At 73.0% G+C, this 20,890-nt stretch carries 20 protein-coding genes and 2 pseudogenes; 12 read left to right on the plus strand and 10 right to left on the minus strand.

From position 1 onward, the window contains the following. Positions 1–40 precede the first annotated feature (40 nt). Complete coding sequence (locus B5P21_RS14640; RefSeq protein ID WP_094171323.1) at positions 41–910, plus strand: response regulator transcription factor; 870 nt, start codon at positions 41–43, stop codon at positions 908–910. Between the two features lie 210 nt (positions 911–1,120). Here B5P21_RS14640 and B5P21_RS14645 read toward each other — a convergent pair whose 3' ends face one another. Together B5P21_RS14645 and B5P21_RS14650 are read right to left on the minus strand one after the other, a co-directional pair. Next, positions 1,121–1,810: an Hpt domain-containing protein gene (locus B5P21_RS14645; RefSeq protein WP_246865305.1), complete on the minus strand. Its 690-nt coding sequence runs from the start codon at positions 1,808–1,810 to the stop codon at positions 1,121–1,123. Positions 1,811–2,043: 233 nt separating this feature from the next. Further along, entirely contained in the window at positions 2,044–3,675 is a 1,632-nt protein-coding gene (locus tag B5P21_RS14650; protein WP_236688767.1) for a sensor histidine kinase, read from the minus strand. Positions 3,676–3,851: 176 nt separating this feature from the next. On the opposite strand from B5P21_RS14650, the gene B5P21_RS14655 reads away from it, so the two are divergent. After that, complete coding sequence (locus tag B5P21_RS14655) at positions 3,852–4,421, plus strand: MOSC domain-containing protein (protein WP_045526510.1); 570 nt, start codon at positions 3,852–3,854, stop codon at positions 4,419–4,421. A gap of 25 nt (positions 4,422–4,446) precedes the next feature. Here B5P21_RS14655 and B5P21_RS14660 read toward each other — a convergent pair whose 3' ends face one another. Continuing rightward, entirely contained in the window at positions 4,447–5,355 is a 909-nt protein-coding gene (locus B5P21_RS14660; protein ID WP_080939265.1) for an SDR family oxidoreductase, read from the minus strand. A gap of 86 nt (positions 5,356–5,441) precedes the next feature. Here B5P21_RS14660 and B5P21_RS14665 point away from each other — a divergent pair, with 86 nt between their 5' ends. From B5P21_RS14665 to B5P21_RS14675, 3 genes are read left to right on the plus strand one after another with little or no spacing between them, the layout of a single operon-like run. Next, positions 5,442–5,876: an ASCH domain-containing protein gene (locus tag B5P21_RS14665; protein ID WP_045526509.1), complete on the plus strand. Its 435-nt coding sequence runs from the start codon at positions 5,442–5,444 to the stop codon at positions 5,874–5,876. Between the two features lie 9 nt (positions 5,877–5,885). Then, entirely contained in the window at positions 5,886–6,761 is an 876-nt protein-coding gene (locus B5P21_RS14670; protein WP_045526507.1) for an endo alpha-1,4 polygalactosaminidase, read from the plus strand. A gap of 33 nt (positions 6,762–6,794) precedes the next feature. Then, entirely contained in the window at positions 6,795–7,511 is a 717-nt protein-coding gene (locus B5P21_RS14675) for a hypothetical protein (protein ID WP_045526505.1), read from the plus strand. A gap of 239 nt (positions 7,512–7,750) precedes the next feature. On the opposite strand, the pseudogene B5P21_RS17385 reads toward B5P21_RS14675, so the two are convergent. Then, positions 7,751–8,182, minus strand: a pseudogene (locus tag B5P21_RS17385) (GrpB family protein); the annotation flags it as partial. 78 nt (positions 8,183–8,260) lie between these two features. On the opposite strand from B5P21_RS17385, the gene B5P21_RS14685 reads away from it, so the two are divergent. The 3 genes from B5P21_RS14685 to B5P21_RS16925 all read left to right on the plus strand — a co-directional run bounded on the left by B5P21_RS14685 (position 8,261) and on the right by B5P21_RS16925 (position 10,109). Then, the gene (locus B5P21_RS14685) at positions 8,261–9,232 is read left to right on the plus strand and encodes an NAD-dependent epimerase/dehydratase family protein (protein ID WP_045530117.1); all 972 of its coding nucleotides are present in this window, start codon (positions 8,261–8,263) and stop codon (positions 9,230–9,232) included. 104 nt (positions 9,233–9,336) lie between these two features. After that, on the plus strand, positions 9,337–9,813 hold the full coding sequence (locus B5P21_RS14690) for a GNAT family N-acetyltransferase (protein ID WP_052663264.1): 477 nt from the start codon (positions 9,337–9,339) through the stop codon (positions 9,811–9,813). 137 nt (positions 9,814–9,950) lie between these two features. Next, positions 9,951–10,109, plus strand: coding sequence for a hypothetical protein (locus tag B5P21_RS16925; RefSeq protein WP_015489197.1), 159 nt, complete (start codon positions 9,951–9,953; stop codon positions 10,107–10,109). A 9-nt stretch (positions 10,110–10,118) separates the two neighbouring features. Here the strand turns inward: B5P21_RS16925 and B5P21_RS14695 are convergent, their stop codons facing one another. Beyond that, positions 10,119–11,048 (minus strand): AEC family transporter, encoded by a 930-nt coding sequence (locus B5P21_RS14695; protein ID WP_045526504.1) that lies wholly within the window; start codon positions 11,046–11,048, stop codon positions 10,119–10,121. Positions 11,049–11,255: 207 nt separating this feature from the next. Between B5P21_RS14695 and B5P21_RS14700 the strand changes: the two genes are divergently transcribed. Then, positions 11,256–12,938, plus strand: coding sequence for a histidine-type phosphatase (locus B5P21_RS14700; protein ID WP_094171326.1), 1,683 nt, complete (start codon positions 11,256–11,258; stop codon positions 12,936–12,938). Here B5P21_RS14700 and B5P21_RS14705 read toward each other — a convergent pair. From B5P21_RS14705 to B5P21_RS14730, 5 genes and pseudogenes are all read right to left on the minus strand, one after another. After that, positions 12,935–13,378 carry an SRPBCC family protein gene (locus B5P21_RS14705; protein ID WP_045526500.1) on the minus strand — a complete coding sequence of 148 codons (444 nt, stop codon included), beginning with the start codon at positions 13,376–13,378 and terminating at the stop codon, positions 12,935–12,937. The genes B5P21_RS14700 and B5P21_RS14705 overlap by 4 nt on opposite strands. Before the next feature lie 119 nt (positions 13,379–13,497). After that, on the minus strand, positions 13,498–15,201 hold the full coding sequence (locus B5P21_RS14710; protein ID WP_094171327.1) for an MDR family MFS transporter: 1,704 nt from the start codon (positions 15,199–15,201) through the stop codon (positions 13,498–13,500). Beyond that, a complete protein-coding gene (locus B5P21_RS14715; protein ID WP_236688766.1) occupies positions 15,198–15,773 on the minus strand; it encodes a TetR/AcrR family transcriptional regulator in 576 nt (191 codons plus the stop codon). The genes B5P21_RS14710 and B5P21_RS14715 overlap by 4 nt, the downstream gene beginning before the upstream one ends. Before the next feature lie 134 nt (positions 15,774–15,907). Then, a complete protein-coding gene (locus B5P21_RS16610) occupies positions 15,908–16,609 on the minus strand; it encodes a DUF3349 domain-containing protein (protein ID WP_119448687.1) in 702 nt (233 codons plus the stop codon). 336 nt (positions 16,610–16,945) lie between these two features. Further along, positions 16,946–18,151: pseudogene (locus tag B5P21_RS14730) on the minus strand (inorganic phosphate transporter); the annotation flags it as partial. A gap of 110 nt (positions 18,152–18,261) precedes the next feature. Here B5P21_RS14730 and B5P21_RS14735 point away from each other — a divergent pair. The 3 genes from B5P21_RS14735 to B5P21_RS14745 all read left to right on the plus strand — a co-directional run bounded on the left by B5P21_RS14735 (position 18,262) and on the right by B5P21_RS14745 (position 20,890). Beyond that, a complete protein-coding gene (locus B5P21_RS14735) occupies positions 18,262–18,807 on the plus strand; it encodes a GNAT family N-acetyltransferase (RefSeq protein WP_158385355.1) in 546 nt (181 codons plus the stop codon). Then, positions 18,804–19,358, plus strand: a complete 555-nt coding sequence (locus B5P21_RS14740) for a GNAT family N-acetyltransferase (RefSeq protein ID WP_045530114.1) — start codon at positions 18,804–18,806, stop codon at positions 19,356–19,358. The genes B5P21_RS14735 and B5P21_RS14740 overlap by 4 nt, the downstream gene beginning before the upstream one ends. Before the next feature lie 650 nt (positions 19,359–20,008). Next, positions 20,009–20,890, plus strand: coding sequence for a Kiwa anti-phage protein KwaB-like domain-containing protein (locus tag B5P21_RS14745; protein WP_094171328.1), 882 nt, complete (start codon positions 20,009–20,011; stop codon positions 20,888–20,890).

The following is a 20,890-nucleotide window of genomic DNA, read 5'->3' on the forward strand; positions in this document are numbered from 1 at the left end:
CGGGGATCGGCCGCTCGTGCGGCATGCGAGGGGGCGGTAAGTGGACAGCGGACGTGTGGCTCTGGTCATCGAGGACGACGGCGACATCCGCCAGCTGCTCGAGGTGGTCCTGCGCCAGGGCGGCTTCGAGGTGCACCCCGCCGGCACCGCGACCGACGGCGTGCGGCTGGCCGAAGAGGTCTCCCCCGACGTCATCACGCTCGACGTGGGCCTGCCCGACTTCGACGGATTCGAGGCCGCACGCCGCATCCGCCTCGTGAGCGACGCCTACATCGTCATGCTCACGGCCCAGGGCGAGGAGGTCGACACCCTGCTCGGGCTCGAGGCCGGCGCCGACGACTACATCGTGAAGCCGTTCCGTCCGCGCGAGCTCCGCGCCCGCATCTCCGCGATGATGCGCCGCCCGCGCGGCGGCGGGGACGGGACGGCGACGCCCGCGGCCGGCGTCCCGGCGGCCCCGAGCCCCGCGAGCCCCGCCGCGAGCCCCGCCGTCGAGGCGGAGGAGCCGGCGCAGCCCGAGGCCCCCGCGATCACGGGCGTGACCTCCCCCGCGGCACCGACCGAGCCCGCGCCGGCGGACGACGACGTCCTGCGCCACAACGGCCTCGAGCTCGACGAGGGCACGCGCCACGTCACGGTCGACGGCGAGCCGGTCGACCTCACGCGCACCGAGTTCGACCTGCTCGCCTCCATCCTCGCGAGCGGCGGGCGCGTGCGCACCAAGGGCGACCTCGTGCGGGACATCCGCAGCGGCTCCTACGCCGTCGCCTCCTCCACCGAGCCGGAGGAGCGCGCGGTCGAGGTGCACCTCGGCAACCTGCGCCGGAAGCTGCACGACGACCCGCGCGAGGCGCGGTGGATCCAGACGGTGCGCGGCGTCGGCTACCGGCTCGCGCCGCCGCGCGGCTGAGCCGACGGGCACCGACGCCGACGCCGAGGCCGAGGCCGAGGCCGAGGCCGAGGGTACGAGGGGGCTGCCGCGGGACCGGTCGGTCCCGCGGCAGCTGCGCCGTGGATCGGGGTCCCCTCGGGTGGGATCCCGCTCCGTTCCTCCGACCGGCCTGTCGCGGGAGCCGGTGGGGCGTGCGCGTCGGCCGTCGGGGCGGCCGCGCGCACGGGTCTAGTCGGGCGGGTGCCCCTGCTCCGCGCGGATCCACGCTCGCATCGCGTCCATGCTCCGCTCGCCCACCTCGCCGAGCTCCGGCAGCATCGCCTCGGCGCGGGCGTGGTCGGCGGCGCGGATGGCCCGCTCGAGCTGCTCCGCGACGTCGCTGAGCAGGAGCGCGCCGACCATCGCCGCCGAGCTCTTCACGCTCAGGCACGCGTCGAGCGCGGCCGGCCGATCGGCGGCGCGCACGGCGACGTCGAGGCGGTCCCAGCGGCTCGGCCACAGGTCGACGAAGAAGCGCAGGAAGCCGACGCAGGCGTGCTGCCCGTCGGTGAGCGCGCCGGGGCAGGTCGGCTCGGCGGGAGCGGCAGCGGGCGCGGAGGTGGGGGCGCCGACCGGACGGGGGGATCCGGCCGGCGCCTGCCCGCGACCCGGTGCGGGGGCACCGCGGGTCGCGAGGCGGTCGTCCGGGAGGGGGGATCCGGACGACGGGGTCCCGCGGCGCGGCTCGGGGTGGCCGCGCGGCGGGGTCACGCCGCCCGGCGCGGGAACACCGGGGGGCGGAGCGGGGGCGTCCGTCGCGGGGACGACGGACAGGCGGACGGGGCCGGGCACGTCCGACAGCTCGGCCAGCAGCTGCTCCAGGACGCGGACGTCGAGGAGCGGGGGGAGCTGCGGGACACGGGCGGCGTGGGCGCTCACGCGCGGCCGCCGACGAGACGATCGGAAGGACCGGGGAGGCCGCCGGCGGGCACCGGCCGCGCATCCGTGGATCCGATACGGCACCCGGTGCGCGCGGCTCGGGTGCCGCTCGCGGGGTGGCCGTGGGGGATCATCCGGTCCTTCGATCGCTCGTGTCGGACGGGTGGCCCCGTCGTCCTCCGAGCGTGACACCGCCGGATGCCGGATCGGATCAAGGTGGGGACAAGATCAGCTCAAGTCGGGCGCGATGCGGCACGCCCGACGCGCAGCGGCAGCCGCACGCGCATCGTGGTGCCCGCGCCGAGGGCGCTCTCCACCTCGATGGACCCGTCGTGCGCCTCCACGATCGAGCGGGTGATGCTGAGGCCGAGCCCCACGCCCGCGACCGTGCTCGCGCGGGCCGAGTTGGTGCGGAAGAAGCGCGTGAACAGCTGCGCCGTGTCCTCCGCCGACATGCCCACGCCGTCGTCGGTGACGCACAGGCGCAGGTGGTCGCCATCGACGTCCACCTCGGTGGTGACCGTGCCGCCCTCCGGCGTGTACTTCACCGCGTTGCTGAGCAGGTTGTCGAGCACCTGGCCGATGCGCACGGCGTCGACCTCGGCGACCAGCTCCTCGTACTCCGGCTCGACCAGCGTGACCCCGCTCGCCTGCGCGTGGGGGCGGATCACGTCGAGCGCGTTCTCGACGATCTCGCCCACGTCGACGAGGTTGCGGTTGACGGCGAGCCGGTGCTGCGCCGCCGTGAGGAGATCGCCGATGAGGCCGAGGAGGCGCTGCGCGTTGCGCTCGACGATCGCGAGGCGGGCGGCGGTGATCCGGTCGTCGATGTCGTCCTCCACGAGGTCGTCGGCGATGAGCTCGACGTACCCGAGGATCGAGGTCAGCGGCGTCTTCAGCTCGTGCGAGACGCTCGCCACGAAGTCCTCGCGCTCCGTGACCGCGAGCGCGAGCGCCGTGACGTCGGTGCTGACGACGACCGTGCCGAACATCCGCCCGGCTCCGTCCACGAGCGGGGAGACCGACGCGAGCACCGCCTTCTGCGCGCCGCCCTCGCCCAGCCAGTACACCTCGCGTCCGACGACCTCGCCGGCGCGTGCCCGGGCCACGGGCTGCCGCTCGGGCGGCACGAGGGTGATGCGGTCCTCCTCGTACACGAGGCGGCCGACGACGGGGTCGTCCGGGTCGACGGGTTCGGCGAGCGCCATGAGGTCCCGCGCTGCCCGGTTGCGCAGCATGATGCGGCCCGTGGCGTCGAGCACGATGACGGTGTCGTCGATCGCGTCGAGCACGCCGTCGATGATCGAGTTGCGCTCCTGCAGGTCGACGAGCGTGCCGGTCAGCTCGAGCTGCATCTCCTCGAGGCGCGCGTGCTGCCGGATCAGCTGCTGCGCGAGCAGGTTCACGGCGACGGCCACGAGGAGCATCACGAGCGGGAGCACGACGAGGTGCGACCAGCCGGTCGTGCCCTCCGGCAGGGTGCCCGCCCGGAGGTAGGGCAGCGCCAGCACGGACGCCGTGCCGAGGGCGCCGAGCCACAGGACATGCAGGGCGAAGGCGTAGGCCAGCCAGATCACGGGGAACACGATGAGGAACGCGGTCGACGGCACCTGGTCGGCGATCGCGTCGTGGCAGAGGGCGAGAGCCACGAAGTCGAGCATCGGCAGCACGGCCACCCAGTCGGAGTCGAGGCGATCCCAGGGGACGACGGCCGCGGCGATGGTGACGAGCGCGGCGATGACGGCGCCCGCGACGAACCCGGGGGCCGCCACGGAGGAGAGGTCGCCGGTGCCCGCGACGACGCCGACCACGGCGAGGCTCAGGATGAAGGGCAGCTGCGCGTGCAGCGGCTTGGACAGCGTCATGCTGCGGAACCTCGCCTGCACCCGGGATGCATGGCCGCGCCGCTCGTCGGAGGGAGCAAGCTCGCGCACGTGACCCCCCGGTTGCGGTCACCCCGTCCCGCTCATCGATCCTAGCCACGAGTGGAGGGTCCGCCCGGGCTCGACGTACCCCGTGCTATGGGACGTACGATTCCCGGATGGCCGACCTCCCGCACGAGCAGCGCGTGGAGATCGCGTTCCTCGTCGCCTCGCCGGCGCACCGCCTGGAGGGACGCCCGTCCGACGGACCCCGGGACGAGCCGGGCGAGCCGCCGTCGCGGTCCTCGGTGCGCGTGCGCGCCGGGCTCGGGATCGTCGGCGACCGCTACTTCGGCCAGCGCGCGCACCGCACGGCGGCGGTCACGGTGATGGCCGTCGAGTCGGTGGAGCGCGTGGCGCGGGAGCTCGGCGTCGCGGCGGGACTGGATCCCGTCGACACCCGGCGCAACGTGCTGCTGCGCGGCGCGGACGTGGACCGGCTGCGCGGCATGCGCTTCAGCATCGACTCCGGCCACGGGCCCGTCGAGTTCCAGGGCCACCGCCCGGCGAACCCGTGCGCGTGGATGGACGTGATGCTCGCGCCCGGCGCCTTCCGCGCGCTCCGCGGCCGCGGCGGGGTGCGCTGCGAGCCGCTGGCCGACGGGATCCTCGCGGTCGGCCCGGCCGTGCTCCGCACCGAGCGCCCGCTCGTCGTCGACGACGCGGCGGACGGGGCGCGCCTGTTCTGACGCGCCCCGCTGCGACCGCCGCGGATCAGTGGACGGGCGTGCCGCCCGTGACCGCGATCGTCTCGCCGCTCGTGAAGCTCGACTCCTGGCTCGCGAGGAACACGTAGGTCGCCGCGATCTCCGCCGGCTGGCCCGGGCGGCCGTAGACCGACTGGGACCCGAACTCCTCCACGTCCGACGCCGACTGCCCGACGGGCTGCAGCACGGTCCAGAACGGGCCGGGCGCGACCGAGTTGACGCGGATCCCCTTCGGCGCGAGCTGCTGCGCGAGCCCCTGCGTGAAGTTCCGGATCGCGCCCTTCGAGACCGCGTAGTCGATCTTGTCGGGGCTCGGCTGGTACGCCTGCGAGGAGCTCGTCGTGATGATGCTGCCGCCCTTGGGCAGGTGCGGGATCACGGCCTTGCTCAGCCAGAACAGCGAGTACACGTTGGTCTTCATCGTGCGGTCGAGCTGCTCGGAGTCGAGGTCGAGGATGTCGTCCTCGTTGCGCTGGTAGCCCGCGACCATCACGAGGCAGTCGAGCCCGCCCAGCGCCGCGACGGACGCCTGGACGATGTCCTGGCACGCGGTCTCGTCGGAGATGTCGCCGGGCACGAGCGCGGCGGTGCGCCCGTCCTGCTCGATCGTGGACGCGGTGTCGCGCGCGTCCTCGAGCTCCTCGTCGAGGAAGTTCAGCGCGATGTCGGCGCCCTCGCGCGCGAACGCGATGGCCACGGCCTTGCCGATGCCGGAGTCGGCGCCCGTGATGAGCACCTTGCGCCCCTTCAGGCGGCCGAAGCCGACGTAGCTGTCCTGGCCGTGGTCGGGCGTCGGCTCGAACCTCAGCTCATCACCCGGGCCCGTCTGCTCCTGCTGCGGGAACGGCGGGGACGGGTACTGCGCGATCGGGTCCTGGATCTCGTACTGGTTGCCGCCGTTGCGGATCTCGCTCATGCGCTGCGCCTTCGTTCGGTGGTCATGGGGTCCCGTCCAGCCTGGCCCGGCGGGCGCGCGGCGTCCGGGGCTCCTACGATCGACGCATGACGACGCCCGACGCCGACCTCCCGCCCGTCGAGTTCGCGTTCCCGGGGCCGCTGCGGGACCAGCTCGTCGCCGCCATCGTCTCGGGCGAGAAGACCTCGACGAGCTCGCTGCTCGTCCAGTACGACGCCGACGACGAGGAGCTGCCGGTCGTCGGATCCCGCGGCGCCGTCATCGACTCCGCCGGGCGGCCGGTGCTCGTGGTCGAGACGACGGCCGTGGAGGTCGGGCGCCTCGCCGACGTGCCGCTCGCGCACGCGGTGGACGAGGGCGAGGGATACACGAGCGTCGCCGAGTGGCGCGCGGGGCACGAGGAGTTCTGGACGTCGGCCGAGGTCGTGGCCGAGCTGCCCGACGGGTTCCGGCTCGACGACGACACCGAGATCGTGATGGAGCGCTTCCGGGTGGTGGGCGCGGCGGATCGACCCGCCTAGGGTCGGATCATGCGCCCCCTCCTCTCCGCCGCCCTCGCGACCGCCGCCCTCGTCGTCCTCTCCGGCTGCGCGACGGCCGATCCGCGCCCCGGGTCCGCGGCGACGGGAGCGGCCGGCTCCGCCGAGGCGACCGGCGTGCTCGCGGCGGACACGACCGCGGCCGTCACGCTGCCGCCCGTCGGCACGGGCTTCGACTACCAGCTCGGCGGGGCATCCCCCGTGCCGGCGCGCGCGGGCATCGTCGTCCGCGACAGCACGGACGAGCCCGCCGCCGACGCGTACGGCATCTGCTACGTCAACGGCTTCCAGACGCAGCCCGGCGAGACCTGGCCCGACGACCTGCTGGTGCAGGGCGACGACGGCCCGCTGGTGGATCCGAACTGGGACGACGAGTACATCCTCGACACCTCGACCGCCCAGAAGCGCACGGCCATCGCGGCCCGGCAGGCGACCGCGGTCGACCGGTGCGCCGACGCCGGCTTCCAGGCCGTCGAGTTCGACAACCTCGACTCCTGGTACCGCTCCGCGGGCGCCCTGGACGCGGACGACGCGCTGGCCCTCGCGACCCTGCTCGTGGATCACGCGCACGACCGGGGCCTCGCCGTCGCGCAGAAGAACACCACCGACATCGGGTCCCGCGGCCGCGACGAGGCCGGCTTCGACTTCGCGATCGCCGAGGAGTGCGACCGCTGGTCCGAGTGCGCCGACTACACGGCCGTCTACGGTCCCCACGTGCTCGACGTCGAGTACACCGACGACCTGCTCGACACGGCCGAGGAGGCCTGCGCGCGGATCCTGGCGCTGGAACCCGCGCCCCGCGCCATCGTGCGCGACCGCGACCTCGTGCCCGCGAGCGAGGACGCCTACGCGTACGCCGCCTGCTGAGCGGGATCGCCCGCCCCGTGACACGATGCGGGGATGGACGACGACGACCGGCGCGCGGAGATCGCGGAGCTGCGCCGCCGCGTCTTCGGGCCGGATCGGGACCCGCGCGACGCCGACTCGCTCGCGCGGCTGCGGGAGCTCGAGGAGCGGGTCGCATCGCCCGACGACACCGCGGCGACGGCGGATCCCGCTCCCGGCGAGCCGGGCGCCGACGTGCCCGCGGACGGAGGGCCGTCCGTCGCATCGCGCTCGCGCGCCCGGGAGGCCCGCGGTCGCCGCATCCGCCCGCGTCTCGCCGCCGCCTGGGCCGCCTCCCTCGTGATCGTCGCGGCCGCCGCGGCCGGAGGCACCGCCTGGTGGCTCGGCGACGCGCGCGGCACGGTCGCGACGCTCGCGCTGGAGCCGCCGCCGGTGCCCGACAACGCGACCTACCTCTCGGTCGACACCGGATCCATCGCGCCGGGATCGCTGTTCGCCGCGTTCCAGGGGATCTCGGTCGCGCGGATCCCGGTCCCCGACGCGGTGACCGGCGTCGAGGAGACCTGCCTCGTCGCCGGCCCGACAGAGCAGGACGGCGCGGTCAGCGGCGTGCCCGGCTGCGCGACCGGCGCCGTCCCGGCGCGCACCGCGCTCGTCGTCACGGCCGACCAGCCGCAGGAGCTCCGCGACGCGTTCCCCCTGGGCACCACGCTGACGTTCGAGCTGGACGACGACGGCGAGACGGTCCGGGTCCGGACGGTCGGCGGCTGACGCTCCCTCCCCACCCGCGTCGCGACGCCGTCGTCCCGAGCGCGACGGCCGACGTGCGGCAGCCCAGGCGGATCCGCTGGGTTGTCTTCCATTCGGGGAGCGCACCTATCGGGGTGCCTCGTCTGGTTCGATCTCCGGAGCTCTCCACCATGCGCCGCCCTCGCGGTACGCGGTCGCTTGTCCCCCACCCGGACCGGCGGCAGCCCGCGATCCGCGCGCTCAGCGTTCACCAGCTCCTCCACGAGCGCGGTCTTCCCCGCCGTGTAGGCGCGGCCGTCGGCGGCGGTCCCGGCGAGCGCCGCCTTGAGCGCGTCGTAGCGGCGGCGCGCGTCGGGGTCGCGCAGGAGCCGGTCGCGGAGGAGCGGCTGCGGGCAGGTGTCCCACGCGTCGATCGCGAAGACGTGGAGGATGTGCGTCCGCGATCCGCCCGCCGATCGGACGTGCACCCCGTGGTTCCGCGGACCCGTGCGGTGCTGCGCGTAGCCCAGGGGCGCGAGCGTCGCGTCGAGCCCGAGCGGGTCGATCCCCGGCGCGGCCCGCGCGGCGAGGTCGATGACCGGCTTCGCGCGGAGGCCCGGCACGGCGGCGCTGCCGATGTGCTCGATCGCGAGGAGCGGGGGCCCGCCGCGGCGAGGATCCGCGCGGCCTCGGCACGGGACGCGACCGCCCACGCGGGCCGGTGCTCCTCGAGGCGGATCATCGCGGCCACCCTACCGAGGCCGTCACGCGTGCCCCTAGGCTCGACGACCGTGCCCTCCCCCTCCCCCTCCCTCTCCTCGCGTCGCGCCCTCGTCCTCGGCGGGACCGGCGCGATCGGCGGGGCGACGGCCGAGCGGCTGGGCCGCGACGGCTGGTCGGTCGACGTCACGGGCCGGGATACGGTCGCCATGCCCGCCGCGCTCGCCGACCTCGGCGTGCGCTTCCACGCGGTCGACCGGTCCGATGCCCGCGCGATCGAGCGGCTGGTCGGCGACGGCGTCGACCTGCTCGTCGACCTCGTGGCGTTCACGGCGGCCGACGTCGAGGCGCTCCTCCCGGCGATGCGGGCGAGCGGATCCGTCGTCGTCGCCTCCTCCCGCGCCGTGTACGTCGACGACGCGGGCCGGCACGTCAACGGCGACGAGCCGCCGCGCTTCCCCGTGCCGATCCCCGAGGAGAACGCGACCCTCGCGCCCGCCGCCGACGGCACCGACCCCTTCACGCGCAAGGGCTACGCGCCCTCGAAGGTCGCCGTCGAGCGCGCGGCCCTCGACAGCGGGCTGCCGGTGACGGTGATCCGCCCCTCGAAGGTGCACGGCCGGTGGGCCAGGAACGCCCGCACCCGAGCGATCGTCGAGCGGATGCTCGCGGGCGCGCCGACCATCGAGCTCGCCGACCGCGGCGCGTCCGTCGACCACCTCACCGCGGCGGCGAACGCGGCGGCGCTCATCGCGCGCGCGGCCGAGGTGCCGGGCGCGCGGATCCTCAACTCCGCCGACCCGGATCCGCTCCCGGCCGCCGGCATCGTCGCCGTCATCGCCGACGAGCTCGCCTGGCGCGGACGCATCGTGCCGCTCGAGCCGGGCGTCGACGGCGGCGCGCACCCGTGGGCCGCGGCGCACCCGATCGTCCTCGACACGCGCGCGTCCCTCGCGCTCGGCTACGCGCCCGTCGGCCCGGGCGCCGAGCTGCTGCGCGCCGAGGTCGCGTGGATCCGCGATGGGGAGCGCCCGCGCGGCTGACGCCCGGCCCGACGCGTCGGGACCGATGCAGCGCGCCCGCCGACGACGCCGCCGCCGTGGACAGCCCGGCCGCCGCCGCGCCCGCCCCTGCGACCATGCGCGGCATGCCCTCCGTGACCGTGCGCCCCATGACCCCGCCCGAGTACGCCCGCATGATGGCCGCCGCCGACGAGGACTACGCGGCCCGCCAGGTCCAGGCGGGCGCCTGGCCCGCGGACGGCGCGCTCGAGCGGGCGGCGGCGGAGACCGCGAAGTGGCTCCCCGACGGGATCCGGACGCCGCGCACCCTGCTCCTGCGCGGGCTCGACGAGCACGGCGTCGGGGTCGGCAGCGCCTGGGTCGCGCTCGACGATCCGAACGGCAGGCCCGGCACGGCGTTCCTCTTCGAGCTGATGGTGGATCCGTCCCGCCGCGGATCCGGGTACGGCCGCGCCCTGCTCGCCGCGGTGGAGGAGGCCACGCGCGCCGCCGGCGCCCCCGCCCTCGCGCTCAACGTCTTCGGCGCCAACCGGGTCGCGATCGCGCTCTACGCGTCGGCGGGCTACGGCGTGACGGCGCAGCAGATGCGGAAAGCCCTCTGAGGCGGGCGGGCCCTCCCTGGGCCGGAGCCCTGGCCGCTCCTAGCCGCATCCGCCCCGATCCCGGTCACGCGCGCCCGGACCTGGCAGGGTCGAGGGGTGCAGGTCCGCCGATCCGCGCCGATCCCCCGAGGAGCACCATGCCGCTGATCCGTTTCCTGTTCGTCGCCGTCCCCGTCATCCGCCGCTTCCTGCGCAGCCGCCAGGGCAAGGCCGCCATGGCCAAGGGCAAGGCGCAGATGGCGAAGCGCTCGCAGAAGCGCGCCGCCCAGCGCGCCGCGACGACCCGCCGCCGCTAGGTCCCGCCGCTAGGTCCCGGGCGCGAGCAGCGCCGCGATCACCAGCAGCACCGGGATCGACGCGACCGTCGTGATCAGCACGGTGTCGCGCGCGAGCACCACGCCGCGCCCGTAGCGCGACGCGAAGTTGAAGATGTTCTGCGCGGTCGGCAGGCCCGCGATCACGGTCGCCGCGAACGTCTGCGGCGCGTCGAGGTGGAACGCGAACCGCGCGAGCAAGAACGCGGCGAGCGGCATGACCACCGTCTTGATCACCGAGGCCACGACGATCTCGCCCCGCCCGGACCCGGGCGCGAGCGGCTTCCGCCCCACCAGCGACATGCCGAACGCCATCAGCACGATGGGGATCGCCGCGCCGCCGATCAGCCGGAAGGGCTCGTAGATCGCGTCCGGGACCTGCAACCCGGTGATCGCGATGAGGATGCCGAGCATCGACGCGATGATCATCGGGTTCCGCAGCGGCTGGGTGAGGATCCCGACGACCGACGCGGATCCGCGGCTCGAGATGTCGAGCACCGTGAGCGTCGTCGGCGCGAGCACCAGCAGCTGGAGCAGCAGCACGGGCGCCACGAGCTGCGCGTCGCCGAGCACGTAGATCGCGACCGGCAGGCCGATGTTGTTGGCGTTGACGTAGCTGGCGGAGGCCGCGCCGATGGTGGTCTCCGCGACCGGCCGGCGGAAGAGGATCCGCGCCACCACCAGGTAGAGGATCGCCGCCACGGCCACCGCGCTCGCCGACGTGAGCAGGAACGCCGAGAACACGACGTGCAGGTCGGCCTTCGCGAGCACGGTGAACAGCAGCGCGGGCGTCGCGACGAAGAACGCCACCCGGTTGAGGGAGTGCTGGGCGCCCGGACCCGCGATCCCGGAGCGGCCGACGCCGTAGCCCACGGCGATGATGAAGCCGATGATGGCGAAGCCGGTCAGCACCCCGATCATCCGACTCCCCTCGTGCGCGTCCTCCCACCCTACGGGCGCCCCGGCCGGCCCCGACGCGCGGCCGTCGCCCCGGCCGTCGCCCCGCCCGTTCAACGACGGGACACCGCCGCGTCATGCGATCCGCCTAGCGTCGCCCCCGTCGCGCCCGCGACCGACCCGCACCGCCGCCGCGCGCACCCCGCGCCGCGCCCGCTCCGCCAGGAACCCATGCGCCTCCGCACCCGCCGCCGCCTGTCCGCCTCCGTCGCGCTCGCGCTGGCCCTCGGGATCGCCGCCGGCGGATCCGCCCTCCCGGCGCTCGCCGCGACCGGCGCCGGCACCGCGGCCGGCACAGGCACCGGCACCGGCACCGCCGACCGCACGTACTACAGCAGCAAGACCCCCTACGCCCCGCAGGGCACCGCGGCCGACCTCGCGCCCGCGCCCGCCGGGTGCGCGCCCGTGTACACGGAGTCGGTCGCGCGCCACGGATCCCGCGCCCTGTCGAGCTACAAGTACGACTCGCTCACCACGCAGGTGTGGGAGCAGGCGCGCTCCGAGGGCGCGCTCACGACGCTCGGCGAGACGCTCGGCCCGGAGGTCCAGAAGCTCACGGCCGCGAACGAGAAGCTCGGCTACGGCAACCTCACCGGCCAGGGCGCCGACCAGCACCGCGGCATCGGCGCGCGCGTCGTCGAGCGGCTGCCCACGCTGTTCGCCGGCATCGACGCGGGATCCGACACCGTCGCGCTCGAGAGCTCGGGCGAGGCGCGCGCCACCGCGTCGGGCAAGGCGTTCGCGGAGGGGCTGACGCGGGCGGATCCGCTCCTCGCCTCGCACCTGCCGAAGGACATCGCCAAGGATCCCGACACGCTGTACTTCCACAAGTCGGCCGCCAACGCCGACTACCGGGCCTACGAGGACGGGCCCGCGGTGACCGCCGCGGTCGATGCGATCTATGCCCAGCCCCGCAGCCACGAGGCCGCGCGCCGCCTGCTCGAGCGCGTCTACACGCCCGCCTTCGTCGACCGCCTCGCGGCCGGGCAGTACCACTTCGTCGACGGCGGCGACGGCGGCACCCACGTCGACGACGAGCTCGACGCCGCGATGATGCTCTACAACCTGTACATCATCGCGCCCGACATGACCGAGGAGGTCAGCGTCGACTTCGACCGCTACTTCTCGGGCGACGACGCGGACACCGAGTGGTTCGCCTACCTGCTCGACTCCGAGGACTTCTACTCGAAGGGCCCGGCGTTCCAGGGCAGCGACATCACCTACAGGATGGCGACACCGCTCCTCGACGACTTCCTCGACTCGATGGACGCGCGGCTCGCCGGATCCTCCACGGCCGCGACCTTCCGCTTCGCGCACGCCGAGACGATCATCCCGTTCGCCGCGCTCCTCGGCCTGCCCGGCTCGACGCAGCCGGTCACGCCGGAGGCCCCGTACACGTACGCGACGAACGCGTGGCGCGGCGAGACCGTGACGCCGATGGCCGCGAACGTGCAGTGGGACGTCTTCCGCGACGCGAGCGGCCGCGCCATCGTGCGGATGCTCTACGACGAGAAGGCGATCCCGTTCCGCGCGGGCTGCATGCCCATCGCGGCCGGCTCGCTGTTCTACGACGTGGGCGAGGTGCGCCGCTGCCTCACGGGCGCTGCCGTGGTGGATCCCGGGACGACCTCGCCCGGTGCGTCCGACCCCGGTCGGCTTCCCGGCTCGCCCGCCGAGCTCACCGCCGCCGACGCCTCCGCCGCGCGCGGCGACACGCTCGCGGCCACGGGCATGTCCGCCGACGAGCTGCCGTTCCTGGCCGTCCTCGCGTCCGCGCTCGGAGCGGCGGGGATCACCGCGGTCGGCGTGGTGCGGCGGCCGCGGCGCGAGCGGCCCGCCGACGACCCCCGCTAGGCGGTCGGCGCGACCAGCCCCGCCATCACGTCGAGGAACGCGCCCCAGCCCTGGATCGTCATCTCACGCTGCTCGGGCGTGAACTCGCCCGCGCGCTGCGTCATGGTCATGCGCGTCGCGCCGCCCGCGACCTCCTCGAGGTCGACCGTGAGCGGCTCGCCCGCGGGCGCGTCCGGCCGGTCCGTCATCGTCATCGCGATGCGCGACGGCCGGTCGAGCTCGACGTACTCGCCCGCCCAGTCGATCGATCCGCCGTCGGGCAGCCGCATCACCGCGCTCCACGCGCCGCCGACGCGCACGTCCATGCGCAGGGTGTCGAGCGGCACGTCGACCGCGGCGGTGCCGAACCAGGCGGAGAAGTCGGCCGGCGTGGTCCACGCGTCGAAGACGCGCTCCCGCGGGGCGGCGAACGTGCGGGTGATGACGATGGGCTCGCTCACGGCGACCTCCGGCGGCTCTGCGGGACGGGACAGGCCGCCGCTCCTCACGGGACGACGGCCCTGCCGTGAGTCGACCAGCCGCGGGCGGCCGTGTCAACGGGTGATCCCGCCGACGGGGATCAGCGCTCGGGGCGGCCGTCCCGCTCGTCGCTCGACGGCACCGCGATCCGCGACGCTTCGTCGGCCGCGTCCGGTCCGGTCGCCTGCGCCGGGCTCGTGCCGGCGCGCACGCCCACGCGCTGCTCCGCCTCGAGCCGCTCGGCCTCCTCGCCGCCCACCGCCTCGCCGCGGGCGACGAGCCCGGCGACGTCCGACAGCGGGATCTGCTTGAGCAGGAGCGAGAGCACGAACGCGATCGCGATGAACGGCACGAGGTACCAGAACACGGGCGCCAGCGCGTCGGCGTACGCGTTCACGATCCCGTCGCGCACGGCGTCGGGCAGCCCGTTCAGCGTCTGCGGGTCGATGCTGCTGGCCGAGCTCGCGGCGCCGTCGGGCGAGGCCCCGGCGCCGGCGAAAACGGTCGTGAGGTTCTCGGTGAGCCGCGTCGTGAACAGCGTGCCGAACACGGCCGTGCCGAGCGCGGCGCCCACCTCGCGGAAGTAGTTGTTCGTGCTGGTCGCCGTGCCGATCTGCGCGGCGGGCACCGCGTTCTGCACCACGAGCACCACGACCTGCATGATCAGGCCGAGCCCCAGCCCGAAGACGAACAGGAACACGCAGATCAGCCACACGGGCGTCTCAGCGGTGAGCGAGGTCATCAGCACGAGCGCGAGCATGGTGAGGAGCGTCCCGACGATGGGGAAGATCCGGTACTTCCCGGTGCGGCTGATGAGGATGCCCGACGTGATCGACATGCCGATGAGGCCCACCATCATCGGCAGGAGCAGCAGCCCCGAGACCGCGGCGGACGTGCCGGTCGACATCTGCAGGAACGTCGGCACGAAGCCGATGGCCGCGAACATCCCGATGCCGAGCGCGAGGCCGATGGCCGTGGCGTTCACGAAGACGGGGTTCCGGAACAGGCTCAGCGGGATCACCGGGTCGTCCGCCCGCGACTCCGTGAACACGAACAGCGACGCCGCGACCACGAGCCCGAGGCCCCACGCCCAGGTGAGGAGCGACCCCCAGCCGTAGGCCTTGTCGCCGCCGAAGTCGGTGAAGAAGATGAGGCAGGTCGTGGCGATGGAGAGCAGCACGACGCCGGCCACGTCGATCCGCTTGGTCGCCTTCTTGCTCGGCAGCGTCAGCGTGATGAACGCCACGACGAAGGCCGCGATCCCGATGGGGATGTTGATGTAGAACGCCCACTGCCAGGTGAGGTGGTCGACGAAGAAGCCGCCGAGCAGCGGTCCGCCGACGGCCGAGAGCCCGAAGATGCCGCCGAGCGGGCCGAGGTACTTGCCGCGCTGGTTGGCCGGCACGATGTCGGCGATGATCGACTGCGACAGGATCATGAGCCCGCCGCCGCCGAGGCCCTGCGCCGCGCGGAACACCACGAACGACCAGAAGTCGCCCGCGAACGCGCAGCCGACCGAGGCGAGCGTGAAGATCGCGATGGCCGCGAGGAAGAGGTTCCGCCGGCCGAGCACGTCGCCGAACTTGCCGTAGATGGGCATGACGATCGTGGTGGCGAGCAGGTAGGCCGTGGTGATCCAGACCTGGTGGTCGACGCCGCCGAGCTCGCCGACGATGGTCGGCATCGCGGTGGAGACGATGGTCTGGTCGAGGCTCGACAGGAGCATGCCGGCGATGAGGGCCGAGAAGATGATCCAGATGCGCCGCTGCGTGAGCAGGAGGGGCGCCGGGGCGGTGGTGGTCATGGGGTCCGTTCGTGCTGGCGGGTGGTCACGGTGGCGGGGTGCGCGATCTCGCGGAGGGCGTCGAGGCGCCGCCGCAGGATGAGCTGGATCGGGTCGGCGTTGCCCGCGACGAGGAACTCGCGCGCGCTCGCCCGGCCGAGCGAGCCCATGGTCTGGACGACGACGGACGCGCGGAGGTCGCCGGCGGGCAGGCCCTCGCGGCGTTCCACGAGGAGCACGTCCTTCGCCTCGTCCTCCATGGCGGCCTCGAGGGCGCGCACGAGGAGGCCGGGCTCGCGGCGGAAGGCCGCGTGCATGTCCTGCATCGAGGTGCCGTCGGTGTCGAGGCGGGCCCAGCGCTCGAGGCACAGCTCCGCGAGGTCGTCGAGGAGGGTGGGCGAGAGCGCCGGATCCCGAGGGTCGCCGGCCGCGACGAACGCCTCCTCGAGGTCGGCGGTGTCGACGTGCGCGGAGCGCCCGAAGAGCGCGTCCTCCTTGGAGGCGAAGTAGTTGAAGAAGGTGCGGCGGGAGACGCCGGCCTCGTCGCAGACCTCCTCGACCGTGAAGCCGGAGAGGCCGCGCTCGGCGGTCATCCGGAGCGCGAGCGTCGTGAGCCGCGCCGAGGTCTCTGCCCGGCGACGCTCACGGAGTCCCGTTGCACTCGTCGTCACGGAGTGCATGTTTGCACCATCGTGTGCTCAGTGCAAGTCCGGGGTCCCCGCCGGGGTCAGATGCGGAAGCCCTCCGGCCAGCCGTGCGCCTCGAGGTAGGCGCGCACGCGCTCGACGTCGGCGTCCGACGGCATCTCGGAGGTGACGCCCGCGATGGCGGAGGCGACGTCGAGGCGGCTGGCCGGCAGCCCGCCCTCGGACGCGAGGCGGGCGCTCACCTGCTGCACCTCCTCGTCGCTCAGGCGGCGACGCAGCAGCGCCAGCAGCGGCACGAAGTCCTGCTCGGGGAGACCCGCGGGGTAGCCGGCGCGGAGCCAGGAGACGATCCGGGAGACGAGGCCCGTGCGCTCGGTCGCGCGCGCGTCGGCGGCGTCCGGCTCGTGCAGGTCGTCGGGGGATCCGAGCGGCCAGCCCGCGGCCGCCAGCCGGGCCGAGACGCGCACCAGGTCCTCGGGCATCGCGGGGCCGAGCAGCATCGCCTCGACGCGCTCGCGGAGCTGGCTCCGGCCCATCTCCTCGCCCGCCGCCTCCGCCGCCACGGCGTCGTCGACGAGCTGGTCGACCACCTGCTCGAGCTCCTCGGCGGTGAGGCTGCGGCGGAGGATGCCGAGCAGCGGCACGTAGTCCTGGTCCGGCACGCCGGTCGGGTAGCCCGCCCGCAGCCAACCGACGACGCGCTGGACGATGCCGCGGTCGGGGACGACGACGCCGGTCGCGCCGTCGCCCGGCCCGCCGCCCTCGGATGCGCTCTCGGTCATGATCAGCCCTTCGAGGTGAAGGTCGGGATCACGTGCTCGAAGCTCACCGACTGGCCGAAGCCCGTCGCGATGATGAGCGTGAGGCCCGCGACCACGGCGAGGACGACGACCGCGTAGCAGAGGGCGCCGACCGCCTGGAGGACGACGGGTGGCAGGCGGCGCGCGGAGTCGGATCCGGCGACGCGGCCGCTGGTGTCGGGGCTGGCGAGCGCGAAGGACCGCACCCCGAGCGCGAAGAGGGCGGGCAGGCCCGCGCCGAGGACGAGGGCGACGAGGGCGACCTGGCCGACCGCGGAGAGGAAGAGGGGGAGCATGGCGGGATCCTTCAGGCGTCGGCGGGCTGGGGGCGGGGCGGGCGGCCTTCTCGTCGGACCACTCGTCGTTCACGTTGTGCGCGCCCACGTCGTCCTTGCGCGAGCGGACGTAGACGGTGATCGAGACGGCGATGAGCACGAGCGTCATCGCGATGCCGCCGGCAGCTCCGCCGATGAGGTGGCCGAGCCACCACATGACCGCGCCGACGAGCGCGGCGGCCGGGAGGGTGATGATCCACGCCACGACCATCCGCAGCGCCACGCGCCAGCGCACCTGCGCGCCGGGCCGGCCGACGCCGGAGCCGAGGATGGACCCGGTGGCCACGTGCGTGGTGGAGAGCGCGAAGCCGAGGTGGCTGGACGCGAGGATGACCGCGGCCGACGAGCTCTCGGCCGCCATGCCCTGGTGCGTGTCGATCTCGACGAGGCCCTTGCCGACCGTGCGGATGATGCGCCAGCCGCCGATGTAGGTGCCGAGCGAGATGGCGAGCGCGCAGCTGATCTTCACCCAGAACGGCACGGACTCCGTGTCGGTCCAGCCGCCCGCCGCGATGAGCGCGAGCGTGATGACGCCCATGGTCTTCTGCGCGTCGTTCGTGCCGTGCGCGAGCGAGACGAGCGAGGCGCTGCCGATCTGGCCGATGCGGAAGGTGCGGTCGAGGCCGCGCCCGGCGAGGTTGCCGACGATCCGGAACACCAGCCAGGTGCCGACCGCGGCCACCGCCCCGGCGAGGATCGGCGACATGAGCGCCGGCAGGATCACCTTGCCCACGACGCCGTCGAGCTTGGATCCGTCGCCCGCCCAGTTCACGCCGTTGACTCCGAGGCCCGCGAGCGTCGAGCCGATGAGGCCGCCGAACAGCGCGTGCGAGGAGCTCGATGGGAGGCCGAGCAGCCAGGTGAGCAGGTTCCAGACGATGCCGCCGATGAGGCCCGCGAGCACGATGAGCAGCAGCGCGGATCCGCCGCCCTGCAGCAGCGCCGGGTCGGGGGCGCCCGACTTGTCCTGGATCTTCACGACCGCGTTCGTGACCGTGAGCGCGACCTCGATGCTGAGGAAGGCGCCCACGAGGTTGAGCACGGCGGAGAGCGTGACCGCGACCTTGGGCTTCAACGCGCCGGTCGCGATGGACGTTGCCATCGCGTTCGCCGTGTCGTGGAAGCCGTTGGTGAAGTCGAAGGCGAGCGCCGTGATGACGACGAGCACGAGGAGAATGAAGGGATCCACGGCGATGAGCATGCGCCCTGCTCGCGCGTCCCCTCTACGGGGGACCGTCGGGTTCACCCGCTGTTCACCCGCGCCTGTGGAGAATGACGAGGGCGGGCGACGACGCCCGCGTGACCCCGAGGACCGCCGTGATCACCGAGCTGCACCCCACCTCCGCGCTCTCGCCCGCGGATCGCGCCGCGACCGCGGCGCTCACCGACGAGGCCTTCGCACCGGCGCCGGACGATCCGGCGGGCGACATGGCCTGGGCCACGTCGGAGGAGACGGCGATCGCGCGCGACCCCGCGGGGCGCGTGGCCGCCATGGTGGGCATCGTCCACCGGGACGGCCTGCTCGACGGCGCGCCCGTGCGGCTGGCCGGCATCGGCGGCGTGGCCACCGCGACCGCGCTCCGGCGCCGGGGCTACGCGCGGGCCGCCCTCGACCGGGCGCTCGCCGCGGTCGACGCGCATGGTCCCGACCTCACGGTGCTCGTCTGCGACCCGGCGAGGATGCCCTTCTACGCCCGCGTGGGCTTCGCGCCCTTCGCCGGGACCACGTGGATGGTGCAGGGCGGCGAGCGCGTGGTGCTCGACCTGGAGCCGACCATGATCCGGCCCGGCCGGATGCCCGCGCCCGCCGACGGCGACCTCGACCTGTGCGGCACGCCGTGGTGAGCGCCGATCCCGAGGTCCGACTCGTGCCGGTCGACGTGGACGCCGACGCCGACGCCCTCCGTGCCTTCCTCACGTCGAACGCGTTCCCCTTCCACGTGCGGTCGCAGCCGACCGTCGCGGACGTCGACGCGCGCATCGCCGACGGCGACTTCGCCGGGCCCGAGCACGCCGCCCTCTGGATCGACGTCGCCGGATACGGCCGCGTGGGCCTCGTCGTGCTCGACGACCTCGAGGATCCGGGCGTGCTGTTCGACCTGCGCCTCGCGGAGTCGGCGCGCGGCCGCGGACTCGGCGTGCCCGTGGTGCGCGCGATGACATCGCACGTGTTCCGCACGTACCCGCACGTGACGCGCTTCGAGGCGCAGACGCGCGACGACAACCGGCCGATGCGCCGGGTGCTCGTGCGCGCGGGCTTCGTGAAGGAGGCGCACTACCGCGACGGCTGGCCCGTCGTGGGCGGCGAGCCGCGCGCATCCGTCGGGTACGCCGTCCTCCGTCGCGACCACGAGACGGGGACGACGACGCCGGTCCCGGTCGACGACGAGGCGTAGCCCGCGTTTAGACAAGCCTCAAACCAGCAGCAGCGCTCCGGTCATCCACTGACCCCCTTTTGGGGCCAAAGGTGACATGGCACATTAGCTAGAGTGAAGCGAGCCAAGGGAGCACAAATGTTTGCGAGGCCCCTTCTCGCTTTCTCATCCTACGTGCCGTTGTTCGCCCTGCTGGCCCTACGCCTTGAGCCCCCAACCCTCAAAGTGGGCGCACTGCCGCTTGCAACTGCAGGCACAGTGGCGCTAGCACTAATCTTCCTGCTCGCGCGACGCGGGAGTCCGACTAGCCATATCGTCAAGAGCGTTCAGGAGCCTGGCGCAGAGGTGGCCGGGCACCTTGCGAGCTACCTAGTCCCTTTCGTCATTTCAGCAGATCCTGCCACTCCGGACCTAATTGCTTATGCCGCCTTCTTGGGACTGGCCGTTCTCATCACGACCAAAACTAGTGTTCTTCAAGTCAATCCCCTCGTGTATCTCCTCGGGTATCGAATCATAACCATTCGAGATAAAGAAGAGTACTCCTTAACCATACTTACTCGACGCATGCTCGCAAACGGTGATGAACTAAAGGCGCTGCGCCTCCCGAGCGCGGGCCCCGCCGTCGGCGTCGATGTAACTCGACGCACACCTTCAACCAACACGGAGACGTCATGACTCTTTCAACAACCGGCCCAGCCGTTCTCATTGTTGCGTGGCGCAAAGGAGCAGCCACCCATGCGCGAGTTGTGATGGTTGGAGGTGATGTCGCTAGCCGACTCGAGGAACTAGCGGCCGCCGCGGCAGCGCTAATACATTCTGAATTAGAAAGTTATGACCCAGACTCGCCTGCGGAAGATGGTGCCCCTCGAATCGCCGAACGCGAAGAAGCTTTCGACACAGATCTCTTAGGGGAGCTTGCAGCGGGCGGCAGTCACGATACGGCGACCGCATCCGATTTCGAGAACAGAATCATCTGCTGGGCGGTTGTCCTCGGCTCGGACACCGACCAAACAATCTACGTCCATAAGAACTCGCCGGTGGCACTTGCTCGCAAACCCTTGATTGCAAGGCTTTTTGATGACACCCTGACAAAACTTGAGGAGCCAATTCTCACCTTCGATGGACACTTTGACCTCATAATCACCCCGAGCGAGCTGTATATTCTCAATCAAGCTAATTTTGAGGGCTTATTTAAAGATTCCGATGCGGTCTTGGCGCGATCCCGAGAATGGGTCGACAGGCTGGTCGATACTCTTGACGTTACGCAAGACAGCGCCGCGGCTTTGGAGATAATTGTTCGCCGAAATTCAGTGGTGCGCCGAAAAGTGACAAGTATCATTAGGCGCCCATACATGAGTCGCGTAACTATGGCCGACATCTCAGCCAAGCTGGAGGAACACGGAATGGATGCGGATGTCTACATGCCGCAGGGAAAGCTGGCCTTTAACGAGCAAACCGCTACCGCGCTAGTCCGTCTTCTCAACGAGGACCTCTTCCAGGGCGACTTCTCACAAGACGCTTACGCCGCAAGCGGAAAGCAGCGCCTTAGCTGA

Origin of the sequence: Clavibacter michiganensis subsp. insidiosus (assembly GCF_002240565.1) — a bacterium.
GTDB lineage: Bacteria > Actinomycetota > Actinomycetes > Actinomycetales > Microbacteriaceae > Clavibacter > Clavibacter insidiosus.